The sequence below is a fragment of the Streptomyces sp. NPDC026673 genome, assembly GCF_040638135.1.
GTDB lineage: Bacteria > Actinomycetota > Actinomycetes > Streptomycetales > Streptomycetaceae > Actinacidiphila.
The window spans coordinates 58,005-71,551 of record NZ_JBEZXR010000034.1; the positions used below are offsets into that span (position 1 = coordinate 58,005).

Here is a 13,547-nt window from a genome sequence, read left to right on the forward strand (position 1 = left end):
TAGAGGGTGCGGACAACCTGCACAGTCTTACATCACCGCGAGGATGTCGAGGCTGAACACCAGCGTGGACTTGGCCGGAATGCCCGGCTGCTCCTTGTCGCCGTAGCCCAGGTCCGGCGGCACGACGAGCATCACGCGGCTGCCGACCTTCTTGCCCGCGAGGCCCTCCTGCCAGCCCTTGATCAGCTGCTGCAGCGGGAACTGCGCCAACTGGCCGTTCTTGTAGCTGGAGTCGAACTCCTTGCCGCCGTTCCACAGGACACCCTTGTACTGCAGGAGCAGGGTGTCGGTGGGCTTGACCGCCGGCCCGTTCCCCTCCAGCACGTAGTTGGCGACCAGCTTCGTCGGCGCGGCCGTCTTGGGGACCTCGATCGAGGGGGCCTTGCCGTCGGTGTTGGTGCCGACCTTGGGGAGCTTGGCGTCGTTCTGGGGGACGGCACTGCCCTTGGCCGAGCTCTTGCCGCTGAAGGTGTTCACCACGTCGACCACGAAGACCAGGGTGTCCGTGCCCTTGATGCCGGCGTCCGGCTGGCCCTGCGCGCCGTAGCCCAGGTCCGGCGGGATGGCCAGCTCGACGCGGTCTCCGACCTTCTTGCCCACCAGGGCCTTGTCCCAGCCCGGAATGACCCGCCCGACACCGATCGGGAAGATGGCCGGCGCCCCGCGGTCCCAGGAGTTGTCGAAGACCTTCGCCGTGCTCCAGATCTGGCCGAGGTAGTTCGCCTGCAGGTAGTCGCCCGCCGCGACGGTGGCGCCGCCGCCCTGGATCAGGGTGTTCACCGCCAGGTCCTTGCTGGGCTCGCCCGGGCCCTTGGCGACCGTCGGCTTCTCCCCGAACTTCGTGCCGGCCGTGATCCCCGGCAGCGGACCGTTCACGATCTTCACCGGCGCCGGCTCGGACGCGGAACCCGATGGGCTGGCACTGGCCGCGGGCTTGCCTGACGTGTCGTCACCGCAGCCGGCGAGGGTGAGCAGGCCGGCCGGGACGGCGAGGAGAAGGGAGCGTCGGCGCACGGGAAACCCCATCAGGTCGATCTAGCGTTGTCTGGCGTGCGCGCCACTCTACGGCGTGCGCGGGGCCCCGTACGAACACGTACGGGGCCCCGCGTCGCCTCCGCCACCGCCGTCACATGCCGGCGATGAGCTTCTCCACCCGGTCGTCCACCGACCGGAAGGGGTCCTTGCACAGCACGGTGCGCTGCGCCTGGTCGTTGAGCTTCAGATGCACCCAGTCGACCGTGAAGTCGCGCCGCTGCTCCTGGGCGCGGCGGATGAAGTCGCCGCGCAGCCGTGCCCGCGTGGTCTGCGGGGGCACGGACTTGGCCTCGAAGATCTTGAGGTCGTTGCAGATCCGCTTGGCCTGGCCCCGCTTCTCCAGCAGGTAGTACAGACCGCGCCGACGGTGGATGTCGTGGTACGCGAGGTCTATCTGCGCGATGCGCGGGTGCGACATCGTGATGTTGTCCCGCGCCCGGTAACGCTCGATCAGGCGGTACTTCATCACCCAGTCGATCTCGGTGCCGATCTTGTCCAGGTCACCGCTGGCGATCGACTCCAGGGTCCGGCCCCACAGTTCGAGGACCTGCTCGATGACACCGCTGCGGATGCCCCGCCGCTCGCAGAAGTCCACCGCCTTGGAGTAGTACTCCTCCTGGATCTCCAGGGCCGAGGCCTCCCGGCCCGAGGCGAGGCGGACCTTGCGCTGGCCCGTTATGTCGTGGGAGACCTCGCGGATCGCCCGGATCGGGTTCTCCAGCGTCAGGTCCCGCATGACCGTGCCCGCCTCGATCATGCGCAGCACCAGGTCGGTCGCGCCGACCTTCAGCAGCATGGTCGTCTCGGACATGTTGGAGTCGCCCACGATGACGTGCAGGCGCCGGTAGCGCTCGGCGTCGGCGTGCGGCTCGTCGCGGGTGTTGATGATGGGCCGGGAACGGGTGGTGGCGGAGCTGACGCCCTCCCAGATGTGCTCCGCGCGCTGGCTGACGCAGTAGACCGCGCCGCGCGGGGTCTGCAGCACCTTGCCCGCGCCGCACAGCAGCTGCCGGGTGACCAGGAAGGGGATCAGGATGTCCGCGAGCCGGGAGAACTCCCCGTGCCGGGCGACCAGGTAGTTCTCATGGCACCCGTAGGAGTTTCCGGCGGAGTCGGTGTTGTTCTTGAAGAGGTAGACGTCACCCGCGATGCCCTCCTCGTGCAGGCGCCGTTCGGCGTCCACCAGAAGGCCCTCGAGGATGCGTTCTCCCGCCTTGTCGTGGGTGACCAGTTCTGTCACGTTGTCGCACTCCGGAGTGGCGTACTCCGGGTGCGAGCCCACATCGAGATACAGGCGGGCGCCGTTGCGGAGAAAGACGTTGCTGCTACGACCCCATGACACGACACGGCGGAAGAGGTACCGCGCCACCTCGTCCGGGGACAGACGCCGCTGTCCCCGGAACGTGCACGTGACGCCGTACTCGTTCTCCAGCCCGAAAATGCGGCGGTCCATGATGAGACCTTACGCCTGATGCGTGGACCTCAAACCGGGTTCGACCGCGGCGATTCGATCTTTTTCTGTCCCGCTTGCCGGGTTTGGAAGCGTGAGGTACCTCCCGCTGGCCAGCAGAACCGCGAGCGCCACCGCGCCGCCGGCACCCGCCACACCGAAGGCGGCCGCCGCTGCGCCGTACTGCGCGGCCGGTCCCGCGGCCGCCGTGCCGACCGCCGCGCCCACCCCGAAAGCCGTGACGATCCATGAGAACGCCTCGGTCACCGTGCCCGCCGGGGCGTGCCGGTCGACCACCACGAACGCACAGGCGAGCGACGGCGCGAGGAACAGGCCCGCCAGCACGGCGAGACCGGTCATCAGCGGGACACCCGGCACCAGCGCCAGCGGCAGGTAGCACACGGCCAGCCCCGCCATCAGCAGCCGCAGCCGCCGCTCCGGGACCCCGGACCAGTGCCGCGCCCCGTACACCACGCCGCCCACGAGCGCCCCGGCGCCGATCCCCGACAGCACGTAGCTGGAGACCATGCCGCCGCCGTGGTCGTCGGCGTACGCGACCGACGCGACGGCGATCGAACCGAGCGCCAGCCCGACGAAGAAGAACGAGCCGACCAGCGCCCGCATACCCGGCGCGCGCAGCGGCCCCAGCCAGTCCGGGGTCCGCGGCTGCGTCCGCCACGCCCGCGACGGCGGGGAGGTGACGACGCTGAGCGCCCCCGCCACCCCGACCGCCGCGATCCACAGCAGGGCGGCCGACTCCGAGAAGGCCGCGACGAGCAGGGTGACCAGTACCGGCCCGACGGCGAACATGACCTCCTGCGCCGCGGCGTCCAGCGCGTAGGCCGCGTGGATCCGGTCCTCGCGTTTCAGCACGCCCGGCCACAGCGCCCGCAGGCCGCCCTCCAGGGGCGGGGTGAAGAATCCGGCCACGGCCATCGCGGCGTACGCGAGGGGCAGCGGACGCGGCCCGGCCAGCGCGAAGACGGCCATGCCCGCGGCCGAGACCACCGCGGCCGGGAACATCACCCGGGGCTGCCCCAGGCGGTCCACCGCCCGGCCCAGCAGCGGCTGCCCCACGGCGTTGGCGAGCCCGTAGGCGGCCGAGAGCGCCCCCGCGAGGGCGAAGTCGCCGCCCTGCGCGCGGGTCAGCAGCACGATGCCCAGGGCCGCCGTCGCGTTCGGCAGCCGGCCGATCAGGGTGCCGGCGAGCAGCCGCACCGCGTACCGCGCCCGCAGCAGGTCCGCATAACCGGTCCCCATGCCCGCCTCTTCCATCAGTTGTACGTATAACGTCGCGGGTCATACGTACCATGAGCCCAGCCGACCGGTCCAGCCGCACGACGCCGGCGCCACACCCGCCGACCACCCGAAAGGGGCCCCCACGGTGACCGAAACAGCGCGCCCGACCTCACGGGACGTCGCACGCGCCGCCGGCGTCTCCCAGGCCACCGTCTCCCTCGTCCTCGGCGACAAGTGGCGCGGACGCGTCTCCGAGCGCACCGCCGACACCGTCCGCACCGCGGCCCGCGACCTCGGATACCGGCCCAACCTGGCCGCCCGCAACCTCCGCCTCGGCCGCACCCGCACCGCGCTCCTGGTCGTCCCGACCATCACCAACGAGTACTTCGCCCGCGTCTACACCGGCGCCGCCCGCGTCGCCGACGCCCACGGCTTCGGTGTCGTCCTCTACCCCTCCCCGGAAGGCGTCGGCCCCGCCCGCGACCCCTTCGGCTCCGCCCGCGCGGCCCTCGACGGCATCATCGCGTCCTCCATGGCGGCCGACGCCCTGGTCGCCATCGGCGAGGGCGGGCTCCCCCTCGTCATGCTCGACGCCGACCCCGCCGAAACCGGCCCCGCCGCCACCGTCAACCTCGCCATCGCCGACGGCATGCGCCGCCTCGCCCGGCACGTCCTCGACCTCGGCCACCGGCCCCGGGACATCGCCCACCTCGCCGCCGACATCGACACCTGGACCTTCCGCGAACGCGCCCAGGCCCTCGCCCGCACCCTCGGCACCGCCCCGCCCACCGAACGCTCCCCGCTCACCTACCAGGACGCCCGCCAGGCCACCGAACGCCTCCTGGCCCGCCCCGGCCCCGCGCCCACCGCCCTGATCTGCGACGACGACGTCCTCGCCGTCGGCGCCTGCAAGGCCCTGCGCCACCACGGCCTGCGCGTCCCCGACGACGTCTCCGTCACGGGCTACGACGACTCCGCACTCGCCACCGCCGTCGAACCCGAACTCACCACCGTCGCCCTCCCCGCCGACGCCGTCGGCGCCGGCGGCATGACCGCCCTCCTGGACACCCTCGCCGGCCGCCCCGCCATCGGCACCGAACTCCCCGTCCGGCTCGTCGTACGCGGCTCCACGGCCCCGCCGCGCCGCGCCTGAGCCCAGGACGCGCGACGCCCCGGCCGCCATATGACGGCGACCGGGGCGTCGGAACGGGGCAGCGGCCCGTCACACGTCCTCGTCCAGCTCCGGAAGATCGTCGTCCCCCTCGGCCGGGGCGGCGGGAGGCGCGGGCTGCTCCGCCTTCTCCTCCGACGGCGGCGCCGCCTCCCCCTCCAGCAGCCGCGACAGCTGCCGGCCCAGGATCCGCTTGAACTTGCGCTGCTGCGGCCGCGTGCGGTCCAGCACCGCGACCTCCAGCTGCTCCGCCGTGAGCTGCCGGTCGCTGCCGTTGGTGTCCCGGCTCAGCGACTCCACCGCCAGCTTGAGGGCCTCCGCCAGCGTCATGTCGTCGCGGTGCCGCTGGTCCAGATAGCTGCCGATCTGGTCGGAGTTGCCGCCGACCGCCACCGCGCCGTGCTCGTCGACGATCGAACCGTCGTGCGGCAGCCGGTAGATCTGGTCCTCCGAGGAGTCCGCGCCCACCTCCGCGACGATCAGCTCCACCTCGTAGGGCTTCTCGCCCACGCTCGAGAAGATCGTGCCGAGCGTCTGCGCGTAGACGTTCGCCAGGCCGCGCGCGGTCACGTCGTCCCGGTCGTAGGTGTAACCCCGCAGGTCGGCGTAGCGCACCCCGCCGATCCGCAGGTTCTCGAACTCGTTGTACTTGCCCACCGCCGCGAAGGCGATCCGGTCGTAGATCTCACTGACCTTGTGCAGGGCACGGGACGGGTTCTCGGCGATGAAGACGATGCCGTCGGTGTACTGCAGCACGACGACGCTGCGCCCGCGCGCGATGCCCTTGCGGGCGAACTCCGCGCGGTCGGCCATGGCCTGCTGGGGTGAGACATAGAACGGCGTCGACACCGGCTATCCGTCCCTTTCTGTCAGTAGCGAGTGCATCTCGGACGACCGGGTCAGAGCAGCTCGGCCCGCGGGCCGTCCGGCAGCTCCAGCCGCCGCTCGTGGATGGCCCGGACGATCTCCGACGTCTCGGCCTCGGTCAGCTTCCGGAAACCCTCGTCGGTGATGACCGTGACGATCGGGTAGATCCGCCGCCCCAGGTCCGGGCCACCGGTCGCCGAGTCGTCGTCCGCAGCGTCGTACAGCGCCTGGATCACCAGCGTCGCCGTCTGCGACTCGGTGAGGTCCGGCTTGTAGAGCTTCTTCAGCGAGCCCCGCGCGAACACCGAGCCCGAACCGGTCGCGGCGTACCCGTGCTCCTCGGAACGTCCGCCCGTCACGTCGTACGAGAAGATCCGCCCCTTCTCGCGGTCCGTGTCGTAGCCGGCGAACAGCGGCACCACCGCCAGCCCCTGCAGCGCCATCCCCAGGTTCCCCCGGATCATGGTCGACAGGCGGTTCGCCTTGCCCTCCAGGGAGAGCGTGGCGCCCTCGATCTTCTCGTAGTGCTCCAGCTCCAGCTGGAACAGCTTGACCATCTCCACGGCCAGGCCCGCCGTGCCCGCGATGCCGACCGCCGAGTACTCGTCGGCCGGGAACACCTTCTCGATGTCCCGCTGGGCGATGATGTTGCCCATCGTCGCGCGCCGGTCACCGGCGAGCACCACGCCGCCGGGGAAGGCCGCCGCCACGATCGTCGTACCGTGCGGCAGCTCGACGGCGCCCTTCACGGCGGGCAGGGTGCGGTTGCCCGGGAGCATGTCCGGCGCGTGCGCCCCCAGGAAGTCCACGAACGAGGACGAGCCAGGCGTCAGGAAGGCAGCTGGTAGACGCCCGGTGCTACGAGTGTTGGCTTCCACACGTTTCCTTCCACGTAGTCCGCTGCGCGGCGCAGCAGTTCTGGGTTGTCCTTAAACTGCCCCAGACCGCCGTTGCAGTTGAAGCAGAGCACTGATCGCACCTTACCCGTGAGATGATCGTGATCCACATGCTGAGGGCCGGGAGTTAGGCAGATCGGACAGATGCCGAACTGCTCCTTGATCTTCGCCTCGACTTCTTCGGCCCCGAGGCCGTACCGGCGCTTCAGGTGGTAGTGACGGCTCCCACCGTGCAGCCGGTCCCTGGACTCCCGGGATCTCGCGTTCTGACAGGGCTTGCAGTAGCTGGCGAAGCCGGACTTCGCGCTCCGGTTGCGGGGGAATGCCGTGAGCGGCAGAGCCTGCTCACAGTCCGGGCAACGCCGATGCCCTTCGGGCAGGGATTCGCGTGGACCGCGGGAGGGGCGCATCGTACGCCCCTCCCGTTCTGCGCGCCGCCGCGCCGACTCCGCGTTGCGCCGGCTCGCGCACGGTCTGCAGTAGTACGCCAGTCCGTCGGGCGAAGACTTGGACCGCCAGAATTCCGATGCCGCTTTCACCTGGCCGCAGTCGCGGCACTGCTTGTCCGGCGCGTCCAAGTTGATCTACTCTCCGCCCTTCTGTACGAACGAACGTACGAAATCCTCCGCGTTCTCTTCGAGGACGTCATCGATCTCGTCCAGCACGGAGTCCACGTCGTCCGACAGCTTCTCCTGCCGCTCCTTGAGGTCGGAGGCGGCCTGCGCGTCCTGCGCGGTCTCCTCGACCTCCTCGGTCGAACGCGTGGCCTTCTGCTGCCCGCCGCCGGTGTCCTTGGTAGCCATGTGTCCCTCACCCCGCTCGGTGTCCATGTCCTACAAGATCAGACCCTACAAGGAGGGTCTGACTTCGGCCCCCGGTATTGCCCAACGTCCGGGGGCCACCCCGATGATTCCCGGTTCGGACGGATTTCAGCCCTGATCAGCCGCCCGACAGGATCCGCACCAGCTCCTCCGCCGTGCGGCAGCGGTCCAGCAGCTCCTTGACGTGGTTCCGGGTGCCGCGCAGCGGTTCCAGCGTGGGCACGCGCTGCAGGGAGTCCCGGCCGGGGAGGTCGAAGATCACGGAGTCCCAGGAGGCCGCCGCGACGTCGTCCGCGTACTGCTCCAGGCAGCGGCCGCGGAAGTAGGCGCGGGTGTCCTCCGGGGGCTTGCTCATGGCCCGTACGACCTCGTCCTCGGTCAGCAGCCGCTGGATGCGGCCGCGGGCCACCAGGCGGTTGTAGAGGCCCTTCTCGGGGCGCACGTCGGCGTACTGGAGGTCGACGAGGTGGAGCCGGGCGGCGTCCCACTCGAGGGTGTCGCGGCGCCGGTACCCCTCGAGGAGTTCACGCTTGGCGATCCAGTCGAGTTCGCCGGCGAGGCTCATGGGGTCGCTCTCGAGCCGGTTGAGCACGTCCTCCCACCGTCCGAGGACGTCCTTGGTCTGCTCGTCGGCGTCGGTGCCGAAGCGGTCCTCGACGTACTTGCGGGCCAGCTCGCAGTACTCCATCTGCAGCTGGACGGCGGTGAGCGTGCGGCCGCTGCGCAGGGTGATCAGCCGGCGCAGCGTGGGGTCGTGGCTGACCTGGTGGAGGGTGCGCACGGGCTGGTCGACGGCGAGGTCGACGTTGACGAAGCCGTCCTCGATCATCGACAGGACCAGTGCGGTGGTGCCGAGCTTGAGGTAGGTGGAGATCTCGGAGAGGTTGGCGTCGCCGATGATGACGTGCAGCCGGCGGTACTTCTCGGCGTCGGCGTGCGGCTCGTCGCGGGTGTTGATGATGGGCCGTTTGAGGGTGGTCTCGAGCCCGACCTCGACTTCGAAGTAGTCGGCGCGCTGGCTGATCTGGAAGCCGTGCTCGTGGCCGTCCTGGCCGATTCCGACGCGTCCGGCGCCGGTGACCACCTGGCGGCAGACGAAGAAGGGCGTCAGGTGGCGCACGATGTCCGAGAAGGGGGTCTCCCGCTTCATCAGGTAGTTCTCGTGGGTGCCGTAGGACGCGCCCTTGTTGTCGGTGTTGTTCTTGTACAGGTGGATCGGCTGGGCTCCGGGCAGCTGGGCGGCGCGCTCGGCGGCCTCCGCCATGATGCGCTCGCCGGCCTTGTCCCACAGGACGGCGTCGCGGGGGTTGGTGACCTCCGGGGCGCTGTACTCGGGGTGGGCGTGGTCGACGTAGAGCCGGGCTCCGTTGGTGAGGATGACATTGGCCAGGCCGATGTCCTCGTCGGTGAGCTGGCTGGAGTCCGCGGCCTCTCGGGCGAGGTCGAAGCCGCGGGCGTCCCGCAGTGGGTTCTCCTCCTCGAAGTCCCAGCGGGCGCGGCGCGCCCGGTGCATCGCCGCCGCGTAGGCGTTGACGACCTGGGACGAGGTGAGCATGGCATTGGCGTTCGGGTGGCCCGGGACGGAGATCCCGTACTCCGTCTCGATGCCCATTACTCGCCGTACGGTCATGCGGCCCTCCTTGCCCGGCTGCGGCCCGTGCTGGGCCGGTCGCTCAAGTACCGCTTCGCATATGGCCCTCGTGCGGTACCGCTGAGCCTAGAACGCGATGGCGGTGGTGGGGAGATCATTACGCGCTTTCCTGGGTGGTGCCGGGGTGAAACGCTCCGGCTGCGGGTGCCCCTGCGTGGGCACCCGCAGCCGGAGGGTGGTCGCGTGTTACAGGTACTGGCCCGTGTTGGCGACGGTGTCGATGGAGCGACCGGTGTCGGCGCCCTGCTTGCCGGTGACGAGGGTGCGGATGAAGACGATCCGCTCGCCCTTCTTTCCGGAGATGCGGGCCCAGTCGTCCGGGTTGGTGGTGTTGGGCAGGTCCTCGTTCTCCTTGAACTCGTCCACGCAGGCGGCGAGCAGGTGGGAGACGCGCAGACCGCGCTGGTTGTGGTCGAGGAAGGCCTTGATCGCCATCTTCTTGGCCCGGTCCACGATGTTCTGGATCATGGCGCCGGAGTTGAAGTCCTTGAAGTAGAGGACTTCCTTGTCGCCGTTGGCGTAGGTGACCTCCAGGAAGCGGTTCTCCTCGGACTCCGAGTACATCCGCTCCACGACCGACTGGATCATGGCGTCGACGGTCGCCGCCGCCGATCCGCCGTGCTCGGAGAGGTCCTCGCCGTGCAGCGGCAGGGTGGCCACCAGGTACTTGGAGAAGATGTCCTTGGCCGCCTCGGCGTCCGGCCGCTCGATCTTGATCTTCACGTCCAGGCGGCCGGGCCGCAGGATCGCGGGGTCGATCATGTCCTCGCGGTTGGAGGCGCCGATGACGATGACGTTCTCCAGCCCCTCGACGCCGTCGATCTCGGCGAGCAGCTGGGGGACGATGGTGTTCTCGACGTCGGAGCTGACGCCGGAGCCGCGGGTCCGGAAGAGCGATTCCATCTCGTCGAAGAAGACGATGACGGGGGTGCCCTCGCCGGCCTTCTCACGTGCGCGCTGGAAGACCAGCCGGATCTGCCGCTCGGTCTCGCCGACGTACTTGTTGAGCAGCTCGGGGCCCTTGATGTTCAGGAAGTAGCTCTTGCCCTGGGGCTGCCCGGTGACTTCGGCGACCTTCTTCGCAAGGGAGTTGGCGACCGCCTTGGCGATGAGCGTCTTGCCGCAGCCGGGGGGGCCGTAGAGGAGCACGCCCTTGGGCGGGCGGAGCTCGTACTCCTTGAACAGCTCGGCGTGCAGATAGGGCAGTTCGACGGCGTCGCGGATCTGCTCGATCTGGTTGCCGAGGCCGCCGATCTGGCGGTAGTCGATGTCCGGGACCTCTTCGAGGACGAGCTCTTCGACCTCGCTCTTGGGGACCCGCTCGTAGACGTACCCGGAGCGCGGTTCGAGCAGCAGCGCGTCGCCGGCGCGGAGGGTGCCGTCCAGCAGCGGCTCGGCGAGCCGCACCACCCGCTCCTCGTCCGTGTGCCCGATGACCAGGGCCCGCTCGCCGTCCTCGAGGATCTCCTTGAGGGTGACGATGTCTCCGATGCGCTCGAACTCCATGGCCTCGACCACGTTGAGCGCCTCGTTGAGCATGACTTCCTGGCCGCGCCGGAGGTCGTCCAGCTCGACGGACGGGCTGACGTTCACGCGCAGCTTGCGGCCGCCGGTGAAGATGTCCGCCGTGCCGTCGTCGTTCGCCTGCAGGAACACACCGAATCCGGCAGGGGGCTGTGCCAGCCGGTCCACTTCCTCCTTGAGGGCCACGATCTGGTCGCGGGCCTCGCGGAGGGTGTTCGCCAGCCGCTCGTTCTGAGCGGACACGCCTGCCAGGTTGGTCTGCAGCTCGACGATCCGCTCCTCGAGAATCCTCGTGTGCCGCGGAGAGTCGGCGAGCTTACGTCGCAGGACGGCGATCTCCTGCTCAAGAAAGGCGACCTGGCTCATGGGGTCTTCCGATCCACGAGCGGGTCGGCCGCCACGGTTGATGTCGTCGTCGTGGGCCGCCACGGTCCTCACCTCCTCCAAGGGGAGCTGGACGCTTCCAGACCCTACCTGGGCCAGTAGGGGTTGAAACCCCTAGATCACAAAGACGTCCTGGGTGTGTCCGATCTTCACCCTTGCGCACGTCCTCCCGCCAGGGAGATACCCAGCCATCACCATCCGAAAGCGGCCGGTTGTATCGTCGGTTCGGTCAACGCCCGTCAAGGGCTGTCCCTTCCCGAACGATGAACGGCAGGCGAGGTACCGGTGAGCGAGGAAGTCGTCGAGGCACTTGAGGTCTGGATCGATCAGGACCTGTGCACCGGGGACGGCATCTGTGTGCAGTACGCGCCCGAGGTCTTCGAGCTGGACATCGACGGGCTCGCGTACGTCAAGGGCGACGACGACGAACTCCGTCAGGCACCCGGGGCCACGGTCCCGGTTCCCCTGCCGTTGTTGACCGATGTGGTGGAATCGGCCAGGGACTGCCCTGGCGACTGTATTCATGTGCGTCGGGTTTCGGACAGTGTAGAACTGTACGGACCCGACGCGGAGTGATCTGTCACACGCTGTTCGCGAGCGGTCCCGGGATCTCGTAGTAGGTCCCCGACCGCCATTCCCAGCCGTAGTCGCGCTGCTGGTCCGGGCAGCACCGGGGCACGTCGTCGGTGGAGTAGCCGAGCACCGTGGCCCGCACCGTGCGGCCGTCGATCCTCAGGCCCTTGAAGCTGCGCTGCTCCTTGGGGTCCACGAGCGTCTCGACGATGCGCGGGGCGGTGCCGGCGGCGGGATCCGTCGACAGCACGAACAGGCCACTGGGCGGGGTGCCCGTCTCGGAGTGGCAGCGGACGACGGCGACGGTCTCCGGGCGGCCGTCCCCGTCGAGGTCCCCGGAGGCCTTGTCGACGACGTCCACGGGGGCCCCGGCGCACTCCAGCGGGAAGTGGACGGCCTTGGGGTCCGGGGGCGGCACGTCCGCGGGCGTACCCGCCTTGGCGCCGGCCTCGGCTCCGGGGGCCGGTGCGCCGGTGGAGGCGCCGGCGGGCTGGACGAGGGCGGCGCTGCCTATGACGGCGGCGATCACCGCGGCGGTCGTGATCCAGTGCACCGAGCGGGCTCGGGTGTGGGGAAGGGCCGGCCCTGCGGATGGCTGCACGCGCCTGTCTCCTGTGGAGTTGGTCGAGCGGGGTGGCCAGCATGGTGCCACACGTCACAGTCGGGTGGTACGACCGGGGCCCGTGTTTCGGCAGATGTTCGCCGGGGTGTGAGAAAGCGCCGTCGCCGGATCTCCGGCGACGGCGCTTCGGGGTCGGGTGGTTACGCTCCGGTGGCGGCCGACTTGCCGCCGCCCGGGCCGCTGTAGTCCTCGCCGTACGCGCCGGGGGCGGGGCGCCGGCGCCGCAGCGGCGGCTCCACGCCGTCGGCGAGACGGCGGGCGGTCAGCAGGAAGCCGGTGTGCCCGATCATGCGGTGGTCGGGGCGGACGGCCAGGCCCTCGATGTGCCAGGTGCGCACCATCGTCTCCCAGGCGGACGGCTCGTTGAACGTGCCGTGCTCGCGGATCGCCTCGACGGTGCGGGCGAGCTGGGTCGTGGTGGCGACGTAGGCGCAGAGGATGCCGCCGGGAACCAGGGCCTTGGAGACGGCCTCCAGGCACTCCCAGGGGGCGAGCATGTCGAGGATGACGCGGTCGACCTCGGTGTCGCTGAGGTTGTCCTGGAGGTCGCCGACGGTGAGCTGCCAGGCGGGGTGCGGACCGCCGAAGTAGCGCTCGACGTTCTGGGTGGCGATCTCGGCGAAGTCGGCGCGGCGCTCGTAGGAGTGCAGCATCCCCTGGTCGCCGACGGCGCGCAGCAGGAACATGCTGAGCGAGCCGGAGCCGACGCCCGCCTCCACGACGCGTGCGCCGGGGAAGATGTCGGCCATCGACAGGATCTGCCCCGCGTCCTTGGGGTAGACCACGGCGGCGCCGCGGGGCATGGACAGGACGTAGTCGGGGAGCAGGGGGCGCAGCGCGAGGTAGGCGACGTTTCCCGTGGTACGGACCACACTGCCCTCGGGGGCGCCGATCAGCTCGTCGTGGGGGAAGGAACCCTTGTGGGTGTGGAAGTTCTTCCCGGCTTCGAGCGTGAACGTGTAGTGGCGTCCCTTGGGATCGGTGAGCTGGACCTGGTCCCCGACCTTGAAGGGCCCGCGACGGCGGGCGGCACCGGTCGGTTCGGACATGCGGACTAGCCTACCGTTCATTTTTAAGGGCTCGGTTCGCCTCCGGGCGCTCTGTGCCAGTGCCGACAGTCGACCATGCTCGGTCACTCGTTCCTCGCGACCTCCGCGTGCTCTCCCTTTCGGCACTGGCCGCGCCCTTCGGCTCACTCGCCGAGGCAACAGTGAGAGGTGCACCGCGCGAACCGCCGAGGCGTCCGCGGTGGCCTGGACGGCGCGCACACCTGCGCACGGCGAGTGGGCCGAAGGGGCACGCGCCTGTCGAAAG

General features: G+C 69.9%; 13 protein-coding genes. 2 read left to right on the plus strand and 11 right to left on the minus strand.

From position 1 onward, the window contains the following. Positions 1-27: 27 nt before the first annotated feature. From AB0F62_RS23020 to AB0F62_RS23030, 3 genes are all read right to left on the minus strand, one after another. The gene (locus AB0F62_RS23020) at positions 28-1,014 is read right to left on the minus strand and encodes an FKBP-type peptidyl-prolyl cis-trans isomerase (RefSeq protein ID WP_361802038.1); all 987 of its coding nucleotides are present in this window, start codon (positions 1,012-1,014) and stop codon (positions 28-30) included. A 112-nt stretch (positions 1,015-1,126) separates the two neighbouring features. After that, the gene (gene pafA, locus AB0F62_RS23025) at positions 1,127-2,488 is read right to left on the minus strand and encodes a Pup--protein ligase (protein ID WP_361802041.1); all 1,362 of its coding nucleotides are present in this window, start codon (positions 2,486-2,488) and stop codon (positions 1,127-1,129) included. Between the two features lie 9 nt (positions 2,489-2,497). Continuing rightward, the gene (locus AB0F62_RS23030) at positions 2,498-3,745 is read right to left on the minus strand and encodes an MFS transporter (RefSeq protein ID WP_361802044.1); all 1,248 of its coding nucleotides are present in this window, start codon (positions 3,743-3,745) and stop codon (positions 2,498-2,500) included. Between the two features lie 124 nt (positions 3,746-3,869). Between AB0F62_RS23030 and AB0F62_RS23035 the strand changes: the two genes are divergently transcribed. After that, positions 3,870-4,877, plus strand: a complete 1,008-nt coding sequence (locus AB0F62_RS23035) for a LacI family DNA-binding transcriptional regulator (RefSeq protein ID WP_361802047.1) — start codon at positions 3,870-3,872, stop codon at positions 4,875-4,877. Positions 4,878-4,946: 69 nt separating this feature from the next. Here AB0F62_RS23035 and prcA read toward each other — a convergent pair whose 3' ends face one another. The 6 genes from prcA to arc all read right to left on the minus strand — a co-directional run bounded on the left by prcA (position 4,947) and on the right by arc (position 11,083). Then, positions 4,947-5,744 (minus strand): proteasome subunit alpha, encoded by a 798-nt coding sequence (gene prcA / locus AB0F62_RS23040; protein ID WP_361802050.1) that lies wholly within the window; start codon positions 5,742-5,744, stop codon positions 4,947-4,949. 50 nt (positions 5,745-5,794) lie between these two features. Continuing rightward, on the minus strand, positions 5,795-6,640 hold the full coding sequence (prcB, locus tag AB0F62_RS23045) for a proteasome subunit beta (RefSeq protein WP_361802053.1): 846 nt from the start codon (positions 6,638-6,640) through the stop codon (positions 5,795-5,797). Further along, entirely contained in the window at positions 6,592-7,068 is a 477-nt protein-coding gene (locus tag AB0F62_RS23050) for an endonuclease VII domain-containing protein (protein ID WP_361802135.1), read from the minus strand. Before AB0F62_RS23050 ends, prcB begins: the two co-directional genes overlap by 49 nt. 174 nt (positions 7,069-7,242) lie before the next feature. Then, a complete protein-coding gene (locus tag AB0F62_RS23055) occupies positions 7,243-7,461 on the minus strand; it encodes a ubiquitin-like protein Pup (RefSeq protein WP_089229052.1) in 219 nt (72 codons plus the stop codon). 136 nt (positions 7,462-7,597) lie between these two features. After that, the gene (gene dop, locus AB0F62_RS23060) at positions 7,598-9,109 is read right to left on the minus strand and encodes a depupylase/deamidase Dop (protein WP_361802057.1); all 1,512 of its coding nucleotides are present in this window, start codon (positions 9,107-9,109) and stop codon (positions 7,598-7,600) included. A gap of 207 nt (positions 9,110-9,316) precedes the next feature. Next, entirely contained in the window at positions 9,317-11,083 is a 1,767-nt protein-coding gene (gene arc, locus AB0F62_RS23065; protein WP_361802060.1) for a proteasome ATPase, read from the minus strand. A 240-nt stretch (positions 11,084-11,323) separates the two neighbouring features. On the opposite strand from arc, the gene AB0F62_RS23070 reads away from it, so the two are divergent. Beyond that, on the plus strand, positions 11,324-11,614 hold the full coding sequence (locus tag AB0F62_RS23070; protein ID WP_361802063.1) for a ferredoxin: 291 nt from the start codon (positions 11,324-11,326) through the stop codon (positions 11,612-11,614). A gap of 4 nt (positions 11,615-11,618) precedes the next feature. On the opposite strand, the gene AB0F62_RS23075 is transcribed toward AB0F62_RS23070, so the two are convergent. Both AB0F62_RS23075 and AB0F62_RS23080 read right to left on the minus strand, forming a co-directional pair. Beyond that, a complete protein-coding gene (locus tag AB0F62_RS23075) occupies positions 11,619-12,212 on the minus strand; it encodes a hypothetical protein (RefSeq protein ID WP_361802066.1) in 594 nt (197 codons plus the stop codon). Between the two features lie 161 nt (positions 12,213-12,373). After that, entirely contained in the window at positions 12,374-13,282 is a 909-nt protein-coding gene (locus AB0F62_RS23080; protein WP_361802069.1) for a tRNA (adenine-N1)-methyltransferase, read from the minus strand. Between the last annotated feature and the right edge of the window lie 265 nt (positions 13,283-13,547).

Coding starts and splice junctions, on each gene's coding strand:
- AB0F62_RS23030 (WP_361802044.1), bottom strand. CDS start 3,745: ATGGGGACCGGTTATGCGGACCTGCTGCGGGCGCGGTACGCGGTGCGG.
- AB0F62_RS23055 (WP_089229052.1), bottom strand. CDS start 7,461: ATGGCTACCAAGGACACCGGCGGCGGGCAGCAGAAGGCCACGCGTTCG.
- AB0F62_RS23080 (WP_361802069.1), bottom strand. CDS start 13,282: ATGTCCGAACCGACCGGTGCCGCCCGCCGTCGCGGGCCCTTCAAGGTC.
- pafA (WP_361802041.1), bottom strand. CDS start 2,488: ATGGACCGCCGCATTTTCGGGCTGGAGAACGAGTACGGCGTCACGTGC.
- AB0F62_RS23050 (WP_361802135.1), bottom strand. CDS start 7,068: ATGCGCCCCTCCCGCGGTCCACGCGAATCCCTGCCCGAAGGGCATCGG.
- dop (WP_361802057.1), bottom strand. CDS start 9,109: ATGACCGTACGGCGAGTAATGGGCATCGAGACGGAGTACGGGATCTCC.